We start from the raw sequence: 19,580 nt of genomic DNA on the forward strand, positions 1-19,580 counted from the left end.
TGATTTGAACGCGCGCGCCGCCTTCGGCTCACCCGAAGGTGTGCTTCGGTCCCCGGCCGGTGCACGCTTCAGTCGGTGCGGAAGCCGGCCTTCACCTTGTCGAAGACAGGGCGGTACTTGTCCCAACGGGCCTCGGGTGCCGAGACGTAGATGTCGTACTCCTTGCCGCCCTCTGCGCGCGTCCGGCGGACACGTGGGCTCCATCGTGGTCGACCCCGGCGCGGTCGTGCTCGCCGCGGGCGGGAAACTCGACGTCCCGGGCGGTCCGTTCGGGTTCGTCGCGGAGTAGTTTTGACTCACCGAGGGCATTTCGCATACCGGCTGCCATGCCGGGGTCGTTCTCGGTGAGAGATTCACACCGGGCCGTCCACAGGTCGTCCCGGGGACGGGTCGGCATCATGTCCTCGACCTTCGACCACCGCGATCCGCCGCCGCGGCAAGAGCGGCCCGACATCCCGACCGCCCGCCTCGCGCTGAAGGCCACGGGTTCCTCCCGCGGGCTGCTGGACGGCGCCTGGTGGCCCCGCTCACGGGACCTGGCGCGGGAGCTTCCCGACCTGATCGACGTACTCGACCCCCTGTGGGGCCGCATCACCCGCGTCGCCGTCAACCCCACGCACTGGCCGGTCGTTCCGCGCCAGATCCCCGCCCGCGGGCACGTGGTGAAGGTCGGCTGGTTCACGACGGAGCTGGACCCGCACAAGATCCGGCTGCTGTCCTACACCGCCGGCCGCTGGGACCTGCTGGTGATCCCGCCGGGTACCGGGGCCGCCTCGGCCGCTCGCCTCATGAAGGCCGCGGTCGCATACGACGGCCCGCCGCTGACCGCGAGCGCGCTCATGGCGGCGGAGGCGGAGTCGCCGCACGACGTCTCCGCGGCCGACCGGACGCCGGACCCCGAGGAAGCGGAGGAATCCGGGGAGTACGAGGGCGGCGCCTCGTCGATCCACACGATCGATACCCCCCTCACGGCCGATCCCGGGCAGCCCAGCCGCCTGATCGTGGGGATGTGACGACCGTGGACGCGAGCCTGACCGTCGCCGCGTTCCTCGTTCTGATCGCCATTGCGACGTACGTCCTGCACCGGCTCAACACCCAGCGGGCCGACCGCATCGCTCTGCGCTCGTACGGCCGCCCCCCGTCCGGTGGACGGACCGACACCCCCGGCAACGGGGACAGCGCGAAACCCTCTCCCCCACCGCCCGCACCACCCGCCGTGCACACCCACCGCGACCACCGCGACGGAGGCCGCGGCCGCTTCCGCCCACGCCGCCGCACCCGCGGGGCACGTGCGTAGGAGCGCTTCGCACCGGCTGTACGACGGGGTAACCGCGCCGGGGCCCCACGGCCCGTTTACCCCGTCGGTTCCCGCTGTCACCATGCCGAGTCGGGGATATCCGTCCCGCGACCGGTGGAGGCCCGTATGGCAGAGGTGTACTTGCGCAGGCTGTCCCGGTGGCAGGCCGAGCAGCAGCGGCACGCCGTCGCGGACGTCCACGTCACGGCCTATCGAGGTGCCGCGGGTGCCGAATACCGCGACCGTCAGGGCTTTCTGAGCCGGTTCGAGCAGCATGTGCAGCGCACCGGCTTCGACATGGTGGTCGCCGACGCGACCGGCCTGGTCGGCTGTGCGTACGGCTTCCGGGCGGACCGCACGGGCGAGTGGTGGGCCGGTTTCCGGGGCGACCTGCCGACGGAGATCGAGGAACTCACCGCCTCGGGAAGGACATTCCTGCTGGCCGAGCTGATGGTGCTGCCGGCCCACCGACGGGAGGGCATCGCGACCCGCCTGGGCGAACGGCTGCTGGCACGGCTCGCCACCGACCTGGTCGTCGCCGCTGTGGAGCGGCCCGTCGACGACGGTCGTGAGAACGCGGCGGCACAGACCCTGCACGCCTGGGGCTGGTCGAAACTCGGCGAACTAGCTCCCCGCGCCTTTTCGGACGCCGGCTCCGGCGCCGGTCCCGGTCGGGAAACGGCTGCTCAGGAGGTATGGATCCGAAGGCCGTTGCGCTGATCCCACGCCGCGGCCGTCCGACCGGACCCGCCCCGCCTGCCGTCAGCCGGCGTCCGTCGCCGCGGCCGCCATCAGCGGCTCGGCGTCCGCCGCGGCCACCTCCGGAGGTACGACCAGCAGGTCCCGGCGTCCCCGGCCCTGGCTGAGCAGGCAGACAGTGTGCCGGCCGTGCGCGCCGGTCGCCCTGCGCAGCCGTACGACATGGTTGGCGACGAGCATCCGTCCGGGCGAGGCCGGCCACATCGCCGTGTTCACGGTGACGGCGGTGATCTGACCCCACGTCCGGGGCAACGCGCCGATCAGCAGCGGAAGTTCGGTGAGGAGATCGCGCGAGCGGGGCCACCAGGCCCCGTCAATGCGCCGCGGCATGACGCTGTGCGGCGCCAGGCGCAGCCGGGCGAGGGGCGGGGAGGGCAGGGGTTCGACGACGGTGGCCATGAAGGCGCTCCTGTCTGGGGCACGACGTGTGAGACGTGCCGGTGGCTCATTCGGGTGCGCGGGCTGCGGGCTCCGGTGACGTCCCGGGGCAGAACCGCCCCGGGCGAAGATCTCCCCGGTGTCGTCGTGAACCGGGGACGAGACCGGCCTGATCGCCGGCGTACGAGGTGCCCTCGGTCCGCTCAGCCTACTCCGCCTTGCGGGAATGGGGACTTGCGGCGAGTGGGCGCGCGGGCCCCGAGAGGGGATTTGCTTGCAGCTGCAATGATCACCTGCCTATCTTGGCGCGTATGCAGTCCTACACCATCGGCCAGGCCGCCCGGCTCCTCGGCGTGAGCCCCGACACCGCCCGGCGGTGGGCGGACGCCGGGCGGGTGGCCACACATCGGGACGAGGGCGGGCGGCGGCTCATCGACGGGCGGGATCTCGCCGCGTTCTCGGTCGAGCTGGCCGGGACCGGCGGTGAGGAGGGTGCCTCCTACACCTCCGTCCGCAACGCGTTCCCGGGCATCGTCACCGCCGTCAAACTCGGCGATGTCGCGGCCCAGGTGGAGATCCAGGCGGGACCGCACCGGCTGGTCTCGCTGCTGACCCGGGAGGCCGTCGAGGAGCTGGGCCTGGAGGTCGGCATGGAGGCCACCGCCCGGGTGAAGTCGACCAACGTGCACATCGACCGCACGTGAGGGGACGTACGGTTTACGACGCTGCCGTCGGCGGCTGCGTCGCCGCCGCTGTCGCAGTCCCCGTCGAGTACGAGTGCGCCCCCGTCCCCGCCGGCGCGCCGCCGTCGACGATCAGGTACTCGTCGCGGACCGGGGCGCCGTCCAGCCAGGACTCCAGGATCTCCCGGGTGCCCGCCGCGTAACGGGCCTGCGCGGAGAGCGAGGAACCCGAGATGTGCGGGGTCATGCCGTGGTGCGGCATCGTGCGCCAGGGGTGGTCGGCCGGCGCGGGCTGCGGATACCAGACGTCACCCGCGTATCCCGCCAACTTCCCGCTGCGCAGAGCTCGTTCGACCGCGTCCCGGTCCACGATCGGCGCCCGGGCGGTGTTGATCAGATACGCCCCGCGCCTCATCGCGCCGAGCAGCTCGTCGCCGAACAGGCCCTCCGTCTGCGGATGCAGCGGCGCGTTGATGGTGACGACGTCGCAGTGCGGGGCCATCTCGGCGGCGGACGGGTGGAAAGTGAGACCGAGCTCCCGCTCGACGGCCTCCGGCAGCCGGTGCCGGTCCGTGTAGTGCAGCTTCACGTCGAAGGGCGCGAGGCGACGCAGCACCGCGAGGCCGATGCGCCCCGCGGCGACCGTGCCCACGTGCATGCCCTCCAGGCGAGACGACGACGTCGGCGTCGGCGTCGGCGTCGGCGTCGGCGTCGGCGTCGGCGTCGGCGTCGGGCAAGGTGCTTTCACGATCCCCAGGGTCAATCGCGCTGGTCAAAGCGAACGTTGCTGTGCCCGGACAGCCGGCGGCTGTCAGCCCCGCCGTCAGCCCCGCTCGCCCAGATGCTCCTTCAGCAGCGCGTCGAGGGTGTCCCGTACGCCCACCTCCCGCGCCACCTTCAACAGCGCCTCCGCCAGGACCGACTGAGGGTCCTCCCGGGCCACCACGATCCCGACCCTCGGCCCGTGCGCGGGCCCTTCCAGCGGCACCACTCGCATCCCGTCCGGCACCCCGAACGTGTGCAGCCAGGCATGCGAGATCACGCTGGACCAGCGGCCGCCCGGCAGATGCGCGTACAGCCCGGCGACCGTGTCCGACTCGATCGCCGGGGCGGCCGTCGCGCCGTCGGCGGCGAAGCACTCGTCGATGATCCGGCGGTTGCGCATCCGGGGGCTCAGCAGACACAGCGGCAGCGCCGCCGCGTGCGCCCAGCGGGCCGTCGGCGCCGTGGCCAGCGGGCCGTCCACCGGAGTGAGAAGCACGTACCGCTCCTCGTACAGCGGGAAGCGGCGTACGTGACGCAGCTCGTCGTCGTCGAGATACGTCATCGCCGCGTCCAGCTCGAACTCGGCGAGACCGTGGCTGATCTCGGCGGACGACAGCGACTCCAGGCTGACCCGAGCCCGCGGATGCCGCTCGCAGAACGGGGTGGTGAGGAGGGAGGCGGCGGGCAGCGCGGTGGGGACGATGCCCAGGCGCAGGGTGCCGGTCAGGCCCCCGCGCAGCGCCGACAGCTCCTGGCGCAGGGCGTCGCGCTCGGCCAGGATGCGGTGCGCCCAGGCCAGTACGACCTCGCCCTCGGGGGTGAGCCCCTCGTACTTCCTGCCCCGCCGCACGATCGGCACGTCCAGCTCGTGTTCCAGCCGGCGGATCGCCGCCGACAGCGACGGCTGCGTGACGAAACAGGCCGCCGCCGCCCGCGCGAAGTGCCGCTCCCGGGCGAGCGCGACCAGGTACTCCAGCTGACGCAGCAGCATGCGACACCTCCGTTGGCGGGTCAGCGTCGCAGACGCCGGGCGATCATGTCACGGGAGGGGCCGCTTTCCCGGCAGAGCAGGGCGGCGCACAGGTCCACCGCTACCGGCGGCCCGAGCCGCCGTCGGCCGTCCACGACATGTAGCGGCCGTCCACGCGAATCGCGTTGATGCCGCTGATGTGCCGGGCGCCGCAGCGGTCCTGGGGCAGCACCAGCTGGGGACCCGCCGTGTCGAGCGGGGTGTCGTCGATGCCGACCGCCAGCAGCACCGGGGAGTGCGCGAAGTCCGGATCGAACTCGGCCCAGGTGAGCAGGGCGTGGTGGCCGTCCGAGCCCGTCACCGCGATGAGGAAGCGCAGGCGGTCCTTGCGGCGGGCCGGGTCGAAGACGGGTCCGGCCGCGCGCAGGACGTCGTGCAGCAGCGGTCCCTCGAAGCGGTGGTGCTGTACGCCACTGGTGGCGCACTCGAAGCTGACCCGGACCCGGTGCTGGGGCCAGGCCAGCAGGTCGGGCACGGTCAGCCGGGCGGGACGGGCCAGGTCACCGGTCAGGGTCAGCTCCGCCGCCGGGCGAACGGGCGGTTCCGTAAGGGACTGGGTCACTGGGTACCACCTCCCGGAAGACGGTACCCGCGGCACCGTCCCGTACAAACGCACATGCGTACATCCATGCGTCGATCACCCAGCTCATGCGATGTGACAGGAGACTTACGGGTGGCATCTGCGGAAGTATGATCGGCGTATGCACGACTGAGGCTTCAGAGGGAGTGGAACCGTAATGACCCGTACCGCACGCCGGACCCGCCGGACCCTGCAGGTGGCAGGCGCCGGCGCCGCCGCGATGCTGGCCCTGAGCGCCTGCTCCTCCTCGTCCGACTCCTCGGCGAAGCCGGACTCCTCGGCCTCCGCCAAGGACACCTCGAAGCTCTCCGGCACGGTGACCGTCTTCGCCGCCGCCTCTCTCAAGGAGAGCTTCACGACGCTGGGCAAGGAGTTCGAGAAGGAGCACCCCGGTACGAAGGTGACCTTCAGCTTCGGCGGCAGTGACACGCTCGCCGCGAGCATCACCGGGGGCGCCCCGGCCGACGTGTTCGCCGCCGCCAGCCCCAAGACGATGGCGATCGTGACGGACAAGAGCGACGCGGTCGGCACGCCGACCACCTTCGTCCGCAACCAGCTGGAGATCGCCACCCTGCCCGGCAACCCCGACAAGGTCGCCTCCCTGAAGGACCTCACCAAGTCCGGCCTGAAGGTCGTGCTGTGCGACAAGACGGTGCCGTGCGGCGCCGCCGCCCAGAAGGCGCTGGACGCCAGCAGCCTCAAGCTCACCCCGGTCTCGTACGAGCAGGACGTCAAGAGCGCCCTGACGAAGGTGGAGCTGAAGGAGGCCGACGCCGCCGTCGTCTACAAGACCGATGTGAAGGCGGCCGGTGACAAGGTGGGGGGCGTGGAGTTCCCCGAGTCGGCCAAGGCCATCAATGACTACCCGATCGCCCTGCTCAAGGACGCGCCCAACGCGGCCGCGGCGAAGGCGTTCATCGAGCTGGTGCAGTCCGCCGAGGGCCAGAAGGTCCTGACGGCGGCCGGGTTCCTGCCGCCCACCTCCTGACGCGCGCCTCTTGAAGCCGACGCCCTGAAGCCCGTCTCCTGAAGTCATGAGTGATCCCGTGACCGCGCTCGACAAGTCCGACGACCCGGCCGACACCCTGACGGGTGGGCCGCGGCGCGGACGCGTCCGGGCGCGGCGCGGGGCGGGCGACCGAGCGCGGCGCGGGGCGCCGCTTCCCCTCCTGCTGCCCGCTCTGGTCGGGCTCGCCTTCCTGCTCCTCCCCCTGGTCGCCCTCCTCGCACGGGCTCCCTGGCGGGGCCTGCCGGACCAGCTGACCAGTACGGAGGTCTGGCAGGCGCTCCAGCTGTCCCTGGTCACCGCCACCGCGGCGACCGCGGTGAGCCTGGTGCTGGGCGTGCCCCTCGCGTGGCTGCTCGCGCGCACGGACTTCCCGGGGCGCGGCTTCGTACGCGCCCTGGTGACGCTGCCGCTCGTGCTGCCCCCGGTGGTGGGCGGCGTGGCCCTGCTGCTGGCCCTCGGCCGCAACGGGGTCGTCGGGCAGTGGCTGGACTCGGCCTTCGGGATCACGCTGCCGTTCACGACGGCCGGGGTGATCGTGGCCGAGGCGTTCGTGGCGATGCCGTTCCTCGTGATCAGCGTGGAGGGCACGCTGCGGGCCGCCGATCCGCGCTACGAGGAGGCCGCCATGACCCTGGGCGCCTCCCGCTTCACCGCGTTCCGCCGGGTCACACTGCCGCTGATCGCGCCCGGGGTCGCGGCGGGCTCCGTGCTGGCCTGGGCCCGCGCGCTCGGCGAGTTCGGCGCGACGATCACTTTCGCGGGCAACTTCCCCGGCCGTACGCAGACCATGCCGCTGGCCGTGTACCTGGCCCTGCAGAACGACCCGGCCGCCGCGATCGCGCTGAGCCTGGTGCTCCTTGCCGTGTCGATCGCGGTCCTCGCGGGACTGCGCGACCGCTGGATGACGGCGGCGTCATGACGGGCGCACGAGACCGTGGTCACGCCAGGACGGACGGACGTATGCGAGACGCTGATGGCGCCATGACGGACGTAGTGGCATGGATGAGGGTGACGTGATGACGGACGCACCTCTCGATGACCTGCCCCCCGCCGGCGACCAGGCCTTCGCCGACGAGGGACTCGGCAAAGGCCTCGACGCCCGCCTCGTCGTCCACCGCGGCGCCTTCCACCTCGATGTCGCGCTGACCGCCGCCCCCGGCGACGTCGTCGCGCTGCTCGGGCCGAACGGCGCGGGCAAGACCACCGCGCTGCGCACGCTGGCCGGACTCACCCCGCTGTCCGACGGCGGGCATCTGCGGCTGGACGGCGCCGCGCTGGACCCTACGCCGCCCGAATCCCGTCCCGTCGGCGTCGTCTTCCAGGACTACCTGCTCTTCCCGCACCTGACCGCCCTCGACAACGTGGCCTTCGGACCGCGCTGCCAGGGCGCAGGGAAGGCGGAGGCACGGGCGCAGGCCGCCGAATGGCTGGACCGCATGGGCCTGGCCGACCACGCCGGGGCCAAGCCGCGCCGCCTCTCCGGCGGACAGGCGCAACGCGTCGCACTCGCCCGCGCGCTGGCCACCCACCCCCGGCTGCTCCTGCTGGACGAACCGCTCGCCGCGCTCGACGCCCGTACGCGCCTCGATATTCGCGCCCAACTCCGTCATCACCTGGCCGACTTCGAGGCCGTCGCCGTACTGGTGACGCACGACCCGCTGGACGCGATGGTGCTGGCCGACCGGCTCGTCGTCATCGAGCACGGCCGCGTCGTCCAGGAGGGCACACCGTCGGACATCGCCCGACACCCGCGCACCGACTACATCGCCCAGCTGGTCGGCCTCAACCTCTACCGGGGGCAGGCCGAGGGCCACACCGTACGGCTCGACGCGGGCCCGGCGATCACCACGACCGAGGACCTCGGCGGACCGGTCTTCGTGGCCTTCCCGCCCAGCGCAGTCACCCTGCACCGCGACCGCCCCACCGGCTCCAGCGCCCGCAATCTGTGGCGGTGCCGGGTCGGCGGACTGGAGACCCACGGCGACCAGATCCGCGCGGACCTCACCGGCGAACTCCCGCTCGCCGCCGACCTGACGACGGTCGCCGCGGCGGAACTGGAGCTGCAACCGGGTGCCCCGGTCTGGGCGACGGTGAAGGCCACGCAGACGCACGCGTATCCGGCGTAGGGCTAGTCGGACGGGGGTACGGCGGCCGCGCGCACCATCACGCAGTCGAACTCCACCACCCGGCCCGTCGCCGCTTCCCGCGACACCGGGTACATGCCCGTGATCTCGAAGCCGCTCTCCTCGTACACGGCGATCGCCTCGCCCATCCGGGGACTGCCCTCGTAGAGCCGCAGCGTCGCGACCTCCGACTGCATCCCGACGAACTCGGGGACGCGGCCCCCGGCGCCCGCGAACACCTCCAGGTCGTACCCCTGGGTGTCCATCTTCAGATAGGGCCGGGGATCGGTGATCCCGGCCAGCGCCTTGTCCATCACCTCGTCGAGCCGGCGGATCTCGATGTCCTCGGTGCGCGTCTTCGCGAACCGCTTGTAGCGGTCCTTGCCGTAATCGCTGGGCGGGAGGAGGGAGTTCATGGTGTTCCAGCCCACGTGGATGGACTGGGTGGCGTCCTCGCGGCCCAGCCCGACCTGGTAAACCCACCAGTCGGGGTCCTCCTCGGCGGCCTTCTGGAGCTTGGCGAAGGCCTCCGCCGTGGGTTCGAAGGAGACGATCCGGCCGCTGTAGCCGAGGCGTCGCAACTGCCGTCCGTACTGGCCGGCGTTGGCGCCCACGTCGAAGACGCAGTTCACCTCGTACCGGTCGAGGAGTGCGGCGACGTGCTGCCCGCAGAGGTAGGCCGCGGCCGCCACCTGGAACCGGCGTTCGTCGGCCGCCGTCGCCTTCTCGTCGAGGAGCAGGCGGGCGCCGGTGTCCCCCAGCGGCACGCTCTTCCAGGCCGCGGTCCTGCCGCTCAGCACCAGATCAGCACCCCGACCCAGCGGAACGCGTCTGCGCTCACCACGCCGGTAGACCACCGCTGTACCCGAACCGAGATCCAGAACCCGCACCCCTATCCGGGGAAGCAGCCCTAGCAGTTTTCTGTGAAGGGTCGGCATCCTCACACCCTTTCAGACATGTCGGGGCGCGCACCGGGAGTTGGTTGAACCGCCTTCATCTGCGTGGTACAGCCATGTGGTGACCTCTCCAGAGACACCTTCCGCCGTCCCGCCGCTGGCCGCCGAGCTGGGCATGCAACAGCACCCCGAGGGTGGCTGGTTCGCCGAGACATGGACGGCGCCACAGGCCTTCCGACCCGACGGCTACCCCGGCCCCCGCGCCGCCGCGACCGCGATCTACTTCCTGCTCACCCCGCACGACACGTCCGCCTGGCACAAGGTGCGCTCCGACGAACTGTGGCTGTGGCACCGCGGCGGCCCCCTGGACCTGCTCCTCGGCGGCGAAGGCCACACCCCCGACTCCACGCCCACGGTCGTCCGCCTCGGCCCCGCCATCGAGGCCGGCGAACGCCCCCAGGTCCTCGTCCCCGGCGGTGTCTGGCAGTCCGCCCACCCGGCAACTGATCAGGAGGTCCTGGTCAGTTGCGTGGTGGCCCCGGGCTTCGACTACGAGGACTTCCACATGCTCGACTCGGGGCTCTGATCGGGGCTCCGACACCTGCCCGGACGGCTCCTTGGCGGCTTTGTGACGTAAGGCGCTGGTTGCGGATCACCAGGGGTGGGCATCACCCGGAGGCAGGACCGGCCGCGCACCGTTTCGCGCGAGTCCCGGACGGCGGGGATGGAGCCGCCGGGTGCCGGTTGTCCTGGTAGGGGGAAGAGAGGTGTCAGTCATGCGTGCGCACCAGCGCGCCGTCCGGCCGACCGCCCGCGTGGAGTACACACTGCCCCGTACGGCCGTCTCGGCGGGCAGGGCCCGCAGGTTGACGTCGGCGTTCCTCACCCGGCCGCGGCCGCGGATGGCGGCGCCGACGGCCGACCAGGTCGACGACGCCACGCTGATCGCCTCGGAACTCGTCGCCAACGCCATACGGCACGGCCGCACCGGCTGCCGGCTGCGCCTGCAGCTGGGGCACGGACAGGTGACCGTGGAGGTCCACGACGACAGCCCCGGGCGGCCCCGCGTCGGCCCGCTGGACGCCGACGCGGAGAGCGGCCGCGGCCTCGCGATGGTCCAGCATCTGGCCCACAGCCTGGAGATCGTCAGCACCGGCTTCGGCGGCAAGACGGTCCGCGCGGTCCTGGCGGTGTAGTACCGCGACCGGCGTACCGTCCATCGACTGCTCGACCTCGCTCCTGATGAGGTCGAAGCGGAAACGGGCGACCACGCAACGCATGGTGCCTCAGCAGAGTGAGTTTCGCAGTGCTGAAAATGGGTAACGCGGCCGGGAAATTCGCCGGAAATTCATCGAGGGAAGACGTCCGGAAGACGGCCCGAGGAAGCTGGGAAGAAGCCCGAGGGAAACAAAAAGCAGGTGGCCGGGACCCGCACCTCAGGGTGCGGGTCCCGGCCACCTGTAAGCGTCGGCCGACTCGGAAGTCAGGCGTCAGCGGGTCCCGGACTAGGCGGGGACGATGTTCTCCGCCTGGGGGCCCTTCTGGCCCTGGGTGACGTCGAAGGTCACCTTCTGGCCTTCCTGGAGCTCACGGAAGCCCTGGGTGGCGATGTTCGAGTAGTGGGCGAAGACGTCGGCGCCGCCGCCGTCCTGCTCGATGAAGCCGAAGCCCTTTTCCGCGTTGAACCACTTCACGGTGCCAGTAGCCATGTCATATCTCCTTCGGGGCAAAGCTCGAAGGCCCACACTGTGTGGACCTGCGTCGCCGCGATGATTGCCCCGTCCGGAAAACGCACCGGAAAAACTTTGGGAACCACAACTGCAACTGATATCGACACTAGCACGGTACTGGTCCCGGGGGAGGCCGCACTATCTCACCCCACTCCGGGGAATAAAAAATCTGGCGTCGCCCCGAGCCAATTTCTACCTCGGCCGAAACAGATATTCATACCGTTCGGAGACAGCACCGCAGACCGTGAGCGCCCATCATCAGGCGTCCTGCGTCGCCGACCGGAGCAGTTCCGCGTTGAGCCGCAGGGCCTCGTCGAGGCGGTCCTCCAGGGTGACGATGCGGCAGGCAGCCTCCACCGGCGTGCCCTGGTCCACCAGGTCGCGGGCGCGGGCGGCGACGCGCAGCTGGCTGCGGGAGTAGCGGCGGTGGCCGCCCCCGGACCGCAGCGGCGTGATCAGGCCCGCCTCGCCGACGGCGCGCAGGAACGCGGAGGTGGCGCCGATCATCTCGGCGGCGCGGCCCATCGTGTACGCGGGGTAGTCGTCGTCTTCGAAGAGGTCGGTGGGGCTCGCTGAGGTTCCCTGGGGCAGCTGCATCACCTCCACTCTGACAGATCCACGGAAGGCACCCCAAGGGCGTCCGCCGAAGGGGCGGGGCCGGGCTCACCCGGACGGCCCCGTGCGCTGGTGGGCGGCCGTGCCCGGTGGTGGCGTGGGAGGACACACCGCGTCCTCGGGAGGCCCTCGCCATGAACCGTCCGTCCTGTCTCCTCGCGTCCGCCCTGACCGCGGGCATGCTGCTGTCGACGGCCGCGTGTTCCCACAGCGGCGACAGTGCTGGTTCCGGTCGTACGGATGTCCCGGCATCCCCCGTGGCCAAGGACTCCCCCACCGCGTCCGCCACCCCCCCGCTCACCGCGGCGCAGGCCAACGCCGCGCTGATCACCAACTCCGACCTGGGGTCCCAGTGGACCGAGACGCAGGGCACGGCGACCTGGCACGACACGCTGCTCAAGAGCAAGGTCGACGCGGAGTCCTTCGTCACGGACAAGCAGAACGCCGTCGACTGCCAGAAGCTGCTCGACGGTCTGTACGCCGAGGACCTCCTCGGCGACCCGAAGGGGGCGCGGGCCGCCACCGGGTTCGACGACAGCGACAACGACGGGCAGATGCACTACCAGGTCGCCGGATACACGCAGTCCGAGGTGGACGCGAAGCTGGCGTGGCTGAAGACGCTGCCTGACAAGTGCGACCAGTTCACCGCCGTCGACAACAAGGGCGGGAAGCAGACCGTCCAGGTCATCTCGACGTCGCTGCCCGACGCGGGCGACGCCCGCCAGGGGCTGGCGATCACCATGAACGGTGAAGTGGACGGCGATCCTTCCACCTTGACCCTGGACTTCGTGGCCGTACGGGTCGGCGACAGCGCCCTCTCCCTCACCAACGGCGGACTCGACGGCGCCGAAGAGGACTCCACCCAACAGGCCGCCCAAGCGGGCGCCACCCGCCTGAAGGACGTCCTGGCGGGCAAAACCCCGCCGCCCACACAGGGCTGAGTTTCTCGCCCCCGCCGCCCCTGCCCATTCCCGTACCTGGGGGCCGCACCCCTGAAGAGGCGCGGGGAACTGCGCGACAAGCCCCCACCCACCCGCAGCCGAAAGGCCGGTACGGGACGGGCAGGGGCGGCGGGGCGAAGAACCACCCCCGCTCACCCCATCCGCTCGACCGCCTCCTTGGCCTCCCTGAGGTCGGCCCCCGTGGCCTCGCGGTACGCCTTGATGGCCTGGATCTTCTTGCCGTCGCGAAGCAGGGCGGCGACCTGGGGAAGATGCGGGTCGTCCTGGTGCAGGCCGAGGTGGTCGAGGATCAGGTCGAGTTTGTGCTCGACACGCGCGATTCTGCGGTCGGTGCGGCCCAGCTTGCTTTCCAGTCCCGCGAAGCTCGCGATCATGAGCGCGGCGAGGACGAAGAGACCCGTTATTTCCATGGTCAGTGATCCTAGGACCCGCCGCCGCGGGAACCGATGCGGCGCAACAGGCCCGGCAGCGCGCTTCGTTCACGCTCGTCGCCACGACGTCCTAGCCGCCCGACGTCCCCGTTCCCGCACCCGCACCCGCACCCGGCGCAGCGGTGGGTGGTGTGGAGGTCGGCCTCGATGTCGGGGTGGCCGTGGGGGCCGTCCCCTCGACGTCGATCACCGAGCCCAGGCTCAACTGCTCGTACAGCCACTTCGCGTCGCTCTGGCGCAGGCCGATCCAGCCGGTCGTGCGGTCGTAGCTGCCGGGGGCCTTCTCGTCGTAGGTGAGGGCGGCGATGTAGCTCGCCGTCCCGTCGGAGGCGCTGAATTCGATCACCCAAGGGACCTTGAGGCTGTAGTCGTCCTTGATGCCGGCCACACTGCCCGGCATCAGCTTGACGGACTCCTTGGCGGTGACCGTCATCCGGCCCGTCCTCGTGGGCGTCCACGCGGAGCCGGAGGAGAGCGGCAGTTCGCGGCCCCCCACCGAGATCACCCGCCGGGACAGGTCGACCGTGGCGTCCGGCACCACCGGGAGGCTGGGCGTCCCGGTGGGGCTCGCGGCCGGGGCCGGGCGCTGATCCGTGCCGCCGCCGAGGTTCAGGACGAGCGCGAGGGCCAGCCCCGCCACGGCGGAGACGCCGGCCACGGCCAGCGTCGTACGGCGGCGGCGTCGGCGGCGTACCGCCCGGTCGCGGATCTCCGCACCCGACAGCGCCGGGAGCGTCTCGCCTTCGGCCGCCAACTCCCGCAGTTCCGAGGTGAGTTCATCGGACACGGTCGTCCTCCCTCTCCCCCTTGCCGGCCGGGTCCGCCGAGTCCGCGGACAGCACCCGTGCCAGCGCCGCCCGGCCGCGGGACAGGCGGGCCTTGACCGTGCCCACGGGGGCACCGGTTTCGGAGGCTACCTGCTCGACACTCAGGTCGCACAGATGGTGCAGGACCAGCGCCATCCGCTGCGGCTCGGGCAGCGTGCGCAGCGCGGCGACCAGGGCGGTGCGCTCGGGGTCGGGACCCGGGGTGTGCTCGGGCGGCGGAGTGCGCCGTACGAGCTCGAGCCAGCGGCGCGCACGGCGCCAGCGGCTCACCGCGAGCCGCATCGCCACGGTCCGTATCCACGCCTCGGGCGCCCCGTCGGCGAGGAACTCCCGCCGCCGGTCCCAGGCGCGCACGAACGCCTCCTGGACGACGTCCTGCGCCTCGCCGTGGTCCCCGGTGAAGGCGTAGAGCTGGCCGGTCAGCCGGGGGAACGCGGCAGCGTAGAACGCGTCGAACTCTTCCTCGGTCATGCCCCCCGCCGGAGTTTCCGGAATTTCCGCGGCCCGATGCAACCCGGCCGTCCCTGCCATGCGTACAGGTCCCGTACGTCGCACATCGAAACACACCACAGGGGGAGCGCGATGACCACAGGCGGCACGGGGAGTACGGGCAGTTGGGGGACCAGGGGAGGCGGGCGGCGCCGGCTCGGGCGGGCCTGGGGCGCGGCGGTGGTGTGCGCGTTCGCGCTGGCGGGCTGCTCCGCGCGGGCCGTGGCGGACGGGAGCGGCGGTACGGGCGCCGGGGTGGACGCGGGCGCGAAGCCGGCCGTCACGACCACCGTCAATCCGACGCCGAAGCCCACGTCCACGCCGCTCAAGTCCCTGAAGGGCGCCCGCGTCAACATCGCCGAGGGGCAGACCGTGGGGGTCGGCATGCCCATATCCGTGACCTTCGACCACGTGATACCTGCCGCCGAACGGGCGGATGTGGAACGGCAGTTGAAGGTCACCGCGGACGTCGAGGGCTCCTGGAGCTGGGTCAAGGACCGCAATCTGCTGGACGGGCAGCGCGTCGACTTCCGGCCGCGCACGTACTGGAAGCCCGGCACGGCGGTCACCGTCCGGGCCGGTGCCGGGATCACTCGCCATTTCACGGTGGGCCGCTCCCTCGTCGCCGAAGTCGATGTGCGTACACACTCCATGACGGTTGAGAAGGCCGGTTCGACGCACCGGGTTCCGATCACCGCGGGCGCCCCGGGCATGGACACCTGGAACGGCACGATGGTCGTCTCCGACAAGGCGACGAAGGTCTTCATGAACTCGCGGACGGTCGGCTACGGCGACGCGTACGCGGGCTATTACTACTACGCCGTGCACCTCACCGCTTCGGGCACCTACCTCCACCAGAACCCGAAGGCCGACACCTACGCGGGACACCAGAACGTCACCCACGGGTGCATCGGGCTCGCCACCGACGGCACGGCGAAGAGCTTCTACGACGAGGTCATCCCCGGCGACGTCGTCACGGTCGTCGGCTCCAAGGACACGGTGGCCGTGGGCAATGGATACGGCGACTGGAACCTGAGCTGGGAGCAGTGGCGGGCGGGGAGTGCCCTCTCGTGAGGCCCGCTCGGGAAATTTCGGCCTCGGTGTCATCCGGGGCGCGGGGGACCGGAGTTTGGAGGAGTGGAGAGGCGCCCTCCAGTCCGTTTCGTACATCGCACATCGCTGCATCGCGAGGAGTTGTCCGTTCATGACACGGATACAGAAGTACGTGGCTGCCACAGCGGTCGCCGTCGCACTGGTCGGGACGCCTGCGGTGTCGTACGCCGCCTCACAGGGGAAGGCGGCGTCCGGCACGCAACAGCGGGTCACCGAGGCGAAGGCCGCGGTCGCCGAAGCCGCTGCCAAGAAGGCCCCTACGGCCCGGATCGTCGCCCCGGGCGAACACGTGAAGGTCCCCGGCGGCGCGGAGATCTGGCTCACCGAGGAGGGCAAGTACTGGACGACGCCCGGCAATCCCGAGCCGCAGTTCCGCAGTGTCGTCGACGGCAACATCGACCTGACGCGGCCGGGTGTGTCGATGCAGACGGAGGGCGTGGACGGCCACTACTTCCTCTCCGGCCTCTACTACGGCGGCAAGGGCACCGCGTCCCGCGTCACCGTCGAGACCAAGTCCGGAGCCGTGCACGGCAAGCTGCTGGAGCTGGCCGGCAAGCCCGGCTGGGGCGTCTGGTACGCCACCACCGAGGTGCCGGCGACCGATGACAAGGGCGGCCTCGACTACTTCGAGAACGTCACCGTCCGCACCACCAAGGGCAAGGTCTACGCCCAGCTGAAGCTGAACTGAGCGTGCGGGCGGGGGAGTCGGGTTGTTCAGGTCTCGGCTCCCCCGCACCGCCCCACCCCCCACGTACCCGACCCGAGGGACCGCCGGCCGTGCCGCACAACCCCACCGACGCCGCCTCCCCAATCGCCGCGGAAACGCGCGAAATTCCCGCTGACGCCTCCCCGGTCGCCGACGAGAGCGGCGACTTCGCGGCGTACGCCACCGCGGCCTGGCCGCGCCTCGTCCGCACCGCGCACATGCTCACCGGCGACTTCCACGAGGCCGAGGATCTCGTCCAGACCACGCTGGCCAAGGTCTACGCACGCTGGCGGCGCATCCCGCGCGACGACGTCGACTTCTACGTACGACGCTCGCTGGTCAACAACAACCTCAGCCGGGTGCGCAAGAGACGGGTCGCGCATCTGCTGATGCCGTTCCTGCCGGAGCGGGTGCACCAGCGCGAGCCCGGGCACGCGGAGACCGTCGAGCAGCGGGCGGCCCTCGGCCAGGCGCTGGCCTCGCTGTCGGCGCGGCAGCGTGCCGTGATGGTGCTGCGCTACTGGGAGGACCTGGGCGAGCCCGAGATAGCCCAGCTGCTCGGCTGCTCGGTCGGCACGGTCAAGACCCATGCCCGGCGCGGCCTGGAGGCCCTGCGCACCCACCCCTTGTTCGACGGCCGACACCCCGTTTCCGGAGACCGCCCATGAACCACCCGTTCCGTTCCCCGCGCCCCCCGGCCGAGGCCGAGCGGCTGCGCGAGGTGTTCGCCGAGGCCGCGTACGACGTCACGCCCTCCGCGGTGCCGCTGGCCGCCATCGAGCGCGAGGGCCGCCGGCGCAGGCGGCGCCGCAGGTCCACCGTGCTGGGGGCGGCCTGCGGGGTACTGCTGGTGCCGCTGGCCGTGGTCGCGCTCCGCGACGGCGCGGCCGCCGGGCCCGGCGAGCGGGTGAAGTCGCCCGCCGCGAGCGCCGGCACCACGAGCCCCTCGCCCTCGGTGCCCGCGGGCAAGGTGCGGGTGGTGACGCCCGGCGAGCGGGTACAGGTCGCGCCCGGCATCAAGATCTGGCTGACCGAGGACGGCAAGCACTGGCTGGAGCCGGGGGCACCCGGCGCCCAGTTCCGCAGCGTCTCCGACGGCAACCTCGACATGAGCAGGCCCGGCGTCAGCCTCCAGGAGTCGGGGCAGCAGGGCAGCTACTTCCTCTCCGGCATCTTCCATGGCAGGGGCGAACCGGCACGCGTCGAGGTCGAGACCACCGCGGGCGACCGCAACGGCACCGCGCTCACGCTCGCGGGCAAGCCCGGCTGGGGCGTCTGGTACCTGCAAACGAAGGTGCCGGACTCCGTGACGTCCGCGAGCGGCGTGATCGGCGTCACCAAGAGAGTCACCGTGTACGACTCGGCGGGCGGGGTGATCGCGAGCCAGGAGTTCGCGCCGTGAGGGCCCGAAGGAGCGCCGACACGCAAGGCGCCACCCGCCCGCCCCTGCGGCGCCGCGCCCGGGCCCGCCTCGGCCGCTACCTCCGTGCCCGCCGTGTCGGGGCCCGCCGCACCCGTGGCCGCCGCCTCCGCCGCGTGCTGATCGCCCTGCTCGTCGTGCTGCTCTCCCTCGTCGGCGCGGCCGTGGTGGCGTACAAGCTGACGGTGATCCCCGAGCCGCACCCGGAGACGGCGATGCAGAGCACGGTCTTCGTGGACACCCACGGGGACTACCTGGGGCGGCGCGGCCCGGTCGACCGTCAGGAGATCCCGCTCTCGCAGGTGCCGCGGCATGTGCAGGAGGCGGTGATCGCCGCGGAGAACCGCTCCTTCCGTACGGACACGGGGATCTCGCCGAGCGCGATCGCCCGGGCGGCGTGGTCGACGGTGAGCGGCGGCGGCCGGCAGGGCGGTTCCACGATCACTCAGCAGTACGTGAAGAACGCGCTGCTCAGTCCGCAGCAGTCCTTGTCCCGCAAGGCGCGGGAGGCCCTGATCGCGATCAAGCTGGACCGCACCCGGTCGAAGGACGAGATCCTGCGGGGCTACCTGAACACGGTGTACTTCGGCCGCGGGGCGGCGGGCATCCAGGCGGCAGCCCGCAACTACTTCGGCGTGGACGCAAAGGACCTCACGGTCAGCCAGGGAGCTGCCCTGGCCGCCATCGTCAACATCCCCTCGTACTACGAGAAGGCGGGCTCGGACGCGAAGGTGACGGCGAAGCTGACGGACCGGTGGGAGTGGGTGCTGGACGCGATGGCCGACAGCAGGGCCATCACACCCGCCCAGCGCGCCGCGGCCCGCTTCCCGGCCTTCCGCTTCTACCCGCCGGGGGACACGGACGGCCAGCGCCAGTACCTGATCGACGCGGCCGCGGCGGAGGCCGCCGACCGGCTGGGCATCACCCAGGACGAGTTGGCCCGCGGCGGCTACACGGTCCGCACCACCTTCGACCTCACGGCCCAGGACGCGACCGCGGAACTGGTGACCGACGAGCCGGCCAATCCGCCCAAGCCGACGGAGAAGGGCGCTCAGCTCCACACGGCGGTGGTCGCGTTGGTGCCGGGCGACGGCGCAGTCCGCGTCCTGTACGGCGGCGCGGACTACGCCCGGCAGCCCTTCAACGACGCGCTGCACGGAGCGGTGGAGGCGGGCACGGCGCTCGAGCCGTTCACGGCGGCGAAACTGGGTGCCCCCCTGGCGACCCTGCCCCGCCGCACGGCCCCCACGCCGCTGGACATGGCCGCCGCGTACGCCACGGCGGCGGCCGGCGGCATCTACGCCCAGCCCTACACAGTCCAGAAGATCACCCGCGCGGGCCGCACCCTGTTCACGGCCCACCCCCGCACCCGGACGGCGATGGACCGGTTCGGCGCCGAAACGATCACCAAACTCCTGCACGCCACCGATCCCGCCCCCCTGACCACATACACGGCGGGCGCTGGAACCCGGACCCTGTGGCAGACCACGTACGACCCGCGACTCGCCGTGACCGTCGCCCTCTTCGCCCAGCACCCCGCACACGGCGAACACCCGCCCCGCACGGCCCAGCTCCCCGCCGCCACCTCGCATCTCGCCGCCCGCATCACCGCGGACGTACGCGACCGGCTGGCTCCGTCGGCCTGGGGAACTGTCCCCGTCCCCGCACGGCCGTCCAGGGTCCAGGGGACCGGCTGAGGGCCGGGAAGCCCGAGTCGGAGCGGGATCGAGACCATAAGGCCCTACCCCCCGCAAAAAAATAGGGCCC

25 protein-coding genes are annotated in these 19,580 nt (G+C 71.7%); 15 read left to right on the forward strand and 10 right to left on the reverse strand.

What is annotated here, in order from left to right; translation table 11 throughout:
- The first annotated feature begins 398 nt into the window (after positions 1 to 398).
- The 3 genes from ACZ4RZ_RS33125 (at position 399) to ACZ4RZ_RS33135 (ending at position 2,017) form a co-directional block, all read left to right on the forward strand.
- A complete protein-coding gene (locus ACZ4RZ_RS33125) occupies positions 399 to 1,013 on the forward strand; it encodes a DUF5994 family protein (RefSeq protein WP_467750253.1) in 615 nt (204 codons plus the stop codon).
- Positions 1,010 to 1,297, forward strand: a complete 288-nt coding sequence (locus ACZ4RZ_RS33130) for a hypothetical protein (RefSeq protein WP_467750255.1) — start codon at positions 1,010 to 1,012, stop codon at positions 1,295 to 1,297. The genes ACZ4RZ_RS33125 and ACZ4RZ_RS33130 overlap by 4 nt, the downstream gene beginning before the upstream one ends.
- 126 nt (positions 1,298 to 1,423) lie before the next feature.
- Positions 1,424 to 2,017, forward strand: a complete 594-nt coding sequence (locus ACZ4RZ_RS33135; protein ID WP_467750257.1) for a GNAT family N-acetyltransferase — start codon at positions 1,424 to 1,426, stop codon at positions 2,015 to 2,017.
- Between the two features lie 42 nt (positions 2,018 to 2,059).
- Here ACZ4RZ_RS33135 and ACZ4RZ_RS33140 read toward each other — a convergent pair whose 3' ends face one another.
- Positions 2,060 to 2,455 (reverse strand): DUF5994 family protein, encoded by a 396-nt coding sequence (locus ACZ4RZ_RS33140; protein ID WP_467750258.1) that lies wholly within the window; start codon positions 2,453 to 2,455, stop codon positions 2,060 to 2,062.
- 290 nt (positions 2,456 to 2,745) lie between these two features.
- Between ACZ4RZ_RS33140 and ACZ4RZ_RS33145 the strand changes: the two genes are divergently transcribed.
- Entirely contained in the window at positions 2,746 to 3,138 is a 393-nt protein-coding gene (locus tag ACZ4RZ_RS33145) for a TOBE domain-containing protein (protein WP_467750259.1), read from the forward strand.
- 13 nt (positions 3,139 to 3,151) lie between these two features.
- Here ACZ4RZ_RS33145 and ACZ4RZ_RS33150 read toward each other — a convergent pair whose 3' ends face one another.
- From ACZ4RZ_RS33150 to ACZ4RZ_RS33160, 3 genes are all read right to left on the reverse strand, one after another.
- The gene (locus ACZ4RZ_RS33150; protein ID WP_467750260.1) at positions 3,152 to 3,865 is read right to left on the reverse strand and encodes an NAD(P)-dependent oxidoreductase; all 714 of its coding nucleotides are present in this window, start codon (positions 3,863 to 3,865) and stop codon (positions 3,152 to 3,154) included.
- 75 nt (positions 3,866 to 3,940) lie between these two features.
- A complete protein-coding gene (locus tag ACZ4RZ_RS33155) occupies positions 3,941 to 4,873 on the reverse strand; it encodes a LysR family transcriptional regulator (protein ID WP_467750262.1) in 933 nt (310 codons plus the stop codon).
- Between the two features lie 100 nt (positions 4,874 to 4,973).
- Positions 4,974 to 5,474 carry a molybdopterin-dependent oxidoreductase gene (locus ACZ4RZ_RS33160; protein WP_467750264.1) on the reverse strand — a complete coding sequence of 167 codons (501 nt, stop codon included), beginning with the start codon at positions 5,472 to 5,474 and terminating at the stop codon, positions 4,974 to 4,976.
- A gap of 175 nt (positions 5,475 to 5,649) precedes the next feature.
- Here ACZ4RZ_RS33160 and modA point away from each other — a divergent pair, with 175 nt between their 5' ends.
- From modA to ACZ4RZ_RS33175, 3 genes are all read left to right on the forward strand, one after another.
- Complete coding sequence (modA, locus tag ACZ4RZ_RS33165) at positions 5,650 to 6,480, forward strand: molybdate ABC transporter substrate-binding protein (RefSeq protein ID WP_467750266.1); 831 nt, start codon at positions 5,650 to 5,652, stop codon at positions 6,478 to 6,480.
- A 46-nt stretch (positions 6,481 to 6,526) separates the two neighbouring features.
- Complete coding sequence (locus ACZ4RZ_RS33170) at positions 6,527 to 7,420, forward strand: ABC transporter permease (protein ID WP_467750268.1); 894 nt, start codon at positions 6,527 to 6,529, stop codon at positions 7,418 to 7,420.
- A 97-nt stretch (positions 7,421 to 7,517) separates the two neighbouring features.
- Positions 7,518 to 8,627, forward strand: coding sequence for an ABC transporter ATP-binding protein (locus ACZ4RZ_RS33175; RefSeq protein WP_467750270.1), 1,110 nt, complete (start codon positions 7,518 to 7,520; stop codon positions 8,625 to 8,627).
- 2 nt (positions 8,628 to 8,629) lie between these two features.
- Here the strand turns inward: ACZ4RZ_RS33175 and ACZ4RZ_RS33180 are convergent, their stop codons facing one another.
- Positions 8,630 to 9,424, reverse strand: a complete 795-nt coding sequence (locus tag ACZ4RZ_RS33180; RefSeq protein WP_467750271.1) for an FkbM family methyltransferase — start codon at positions 9,422 to 9,424, stop codon at positions 8,630 to 8,632.
- A gap of 217 nt (positions 9,425 to 9,641) precedes the next feature.
- Here ACZ4RZ_RS33180 and ACZ4RZ_RS33185 point away from each other — a divergent pair, with 217 nt between their 5' ends.
- Together ACZ4RZ_RS33185 and ACZ4RZ_RS33190 are read left to right on the forward strand one after the other, a co-directional pair.
- Positions 9,642 to 10,106 carry a cupin domain-containing protein gene (locus ACZ4RZ_RS33185; protein WP_467750273.1) on the forward strand — a complete coding sequence of 155 codons (465 nt, stop codon included), beginning with the start codon at positions 9,642 to 9,644 and terminating at the stop codon, positions 10,104 to 10,106.
- A gap of 190 nt (positions 10,107 to 10,296) precedes the next feature.
- Positions 10,297 to 10,716 carry an ATP-binding protein gene (locus ACZ4RZ_RS33190; RefSeq protein ID WP_467750275.1) on the forward strand — a complete coding sequence of 140 codons (420 nt, stop codon included), beginning with the start codon at positions 10,297 to 10,299 and terminating at the stop codon, positions 10,714 to 10,716.
- A 309-nt stretch (positions 10,717 to 11,025) separates the two neighbouring features.
- Here the strand turns inward: ACZ4RZ_RS33190 and ACZ4RZ_RS33195 are convergent, their stop codons facing one another.
- Both ACZ4RZ_RS33195 and ACZ4RZ_RS33200 read right to left on the reverse strand, forming a co-directional pair.
- A complete protein-coding gene (locus ACZ4RZ_RS33195) occupies positions 11,026 to 11,229 on the reverse strand; it encodes a cold-shock protein (protein ID WP_010986199.1) in 204 nt (67 codons plus the stop codon).
- A 279-nt stretch (positions 11,230 to 11,508) separates the two neighbouring features.
- Complete coding sequence (locus ACZ4RZ_RS33200; RefSeq protein ID WP_467750276.1) at positions 11,509 to 11,847, reverse strand: helix-turn-helix domain-containing protein; 339 nt, start codon at positions 11,845 to 11,847, stop codon at positions 11,509 to 11,511.
- 152 nt (positions 11,848 to 11,999) lie between these two features.
- Here ACZ4RZ_RS33200 and ACZ4RZ_RS33205 point away from each other — a divergent pair, with 152 nt between their 5' ends.
- Positions 12,000 to 12,806, forward strand: coding sequence for a hypothetical protein (locus ACZ4RZ_RS33205; RefSeq protein WP_467750278.1), 807 nt, complete (start codon positions 12,000 to 12,002; stop codon positions 12,804 to 12,806).
- Positions 12,807 to 12,958: 152 nt separating this feature from the next.
- On the opposite strand, the gene ACZ4RZ_RS33210 is transcribed toward ACZ4RZ_RS33205, so the two are convergent.
- From ACZ4RZ_RS33210 to ACZ4RZ_RS33220, 3 genes are all read right to left on the reverse strand, one after another.
- Complete coding sequence (locus tag ACZ4RZ_RS33210; protein ID WP_189187014.1) at positions 12,959 to 13,237, reverse strand: ribosomal protein L7/L12; 279 nt, start codon at positions 13,235 to 13,237, stop codon at positions 12,959 to 12,961.
- A 91-nt stretch (positions 13,238 to 13,328) separates the two neighbouring features.
- A complete protein-coding gene (locus ACZ4RZ_RS33215; protein WP_467750280.1) occupies positions 13,329 to 14,045 on the reverse strand; it encodes a L,D-transpeptidase in 717 nt (238 codons plus the stop codon).
- Positions 14,035 to 14,556, reverse strand: a complete 522-nt coding sequence (locus ACZ4RZ_RS33220) for a SigE family RNA polymerase sigma factor (RefSeq protein ID WP_467750281.1) — start codon at positions 14,554 to 14,556, stop codon at positions 14,035 to 14,037. Before ACZ4RZ_RS33220 ends, ACZ4RZ_RS33215 begins: the two co-directional genes overlap by 11 nt.
- A gap of 111 nt (positions 14,557 to 14,667) precedes the next feature.
- Here ACZ4RZ_RS33220 and ACZ4RZ_RS33225 point away from each other — a divergent pair, with 111 nt between their 5' ends.
- From ACZ4RZ_RS33225 to ACZ4RZ_RS33245, 5 genes are all read left to right on the forward strand, one after another.
- Positions 14,668 to 15,648 carry a L,D-transpeptidase gene (locus ACZ4RZ_RS33225; protein WP_467750282.1) on the forward strand — a complete coding sequence of 327 codons (981 nt, stop codon included), beginning with the start codon at positions 14,668 to 14,670 and terminating at the stop codon, positions 15,646 to 15,648.
- 130 nt (positions 15,649 to 15,778) lie between these two features.
- Entirely contained in the window at positions 15,779 to 16,375 is a 597-nt protein-coding gene (locus ACZ4RZ_RS33230) for a hypothetical protein (protein ID WP_467750284.1), read from the forward strand.
- Positions 16,376 to 16,518: 143 nt separating this feature from the next.
- Complete coding sequence (locus tag ACZ4RZ_RS33235) at positions 16,519 to 17,061, forward strand: SigE family RNA polymerase sigma factor (protein WP_467750457.1); 543 nt, start codon at positions 16,519 to 16,521, stop codon at positions 17,059 to 17,061.
- A complete protein-coding gene (locus ACZ4RZ_RS33240) occupies positions 17,058 to 17,795 on the forward strand; it encodes a hypothetical protein (protein ID WP_467750286.1) in 738 nt (245 codons plus the stop codon). Before ACZ4RZ_RS33235 ends, ACZ4RZ_RS33240 begins: the two co-directional genes overlap by 4 nt.
- Positions 17,792 to 19,510: a transglycosylase domain-containing protein gene (locus ACZ4RZ_RS33245; RefSeq protein WP_467750288.1), complete on the forward strand. Its 1,719-nt coding sequence runs from the start codon at positions 17,792 to 17,794 to the stop codon at positions 19,508 to 19,510. The genes ACZ4RZ_RS33240 and ACZ4RZ_RS33245 overlap by 4 nt, the downstream gene beginning before the upstream one ends.
- The last annotated feature ends 70 nt before the right edge of the window (positions 19,511 to 19,580 follow it).

It is taken from the genome of Streptomyces sp. NPDC027189 (genome assembly GCF_055566975.1).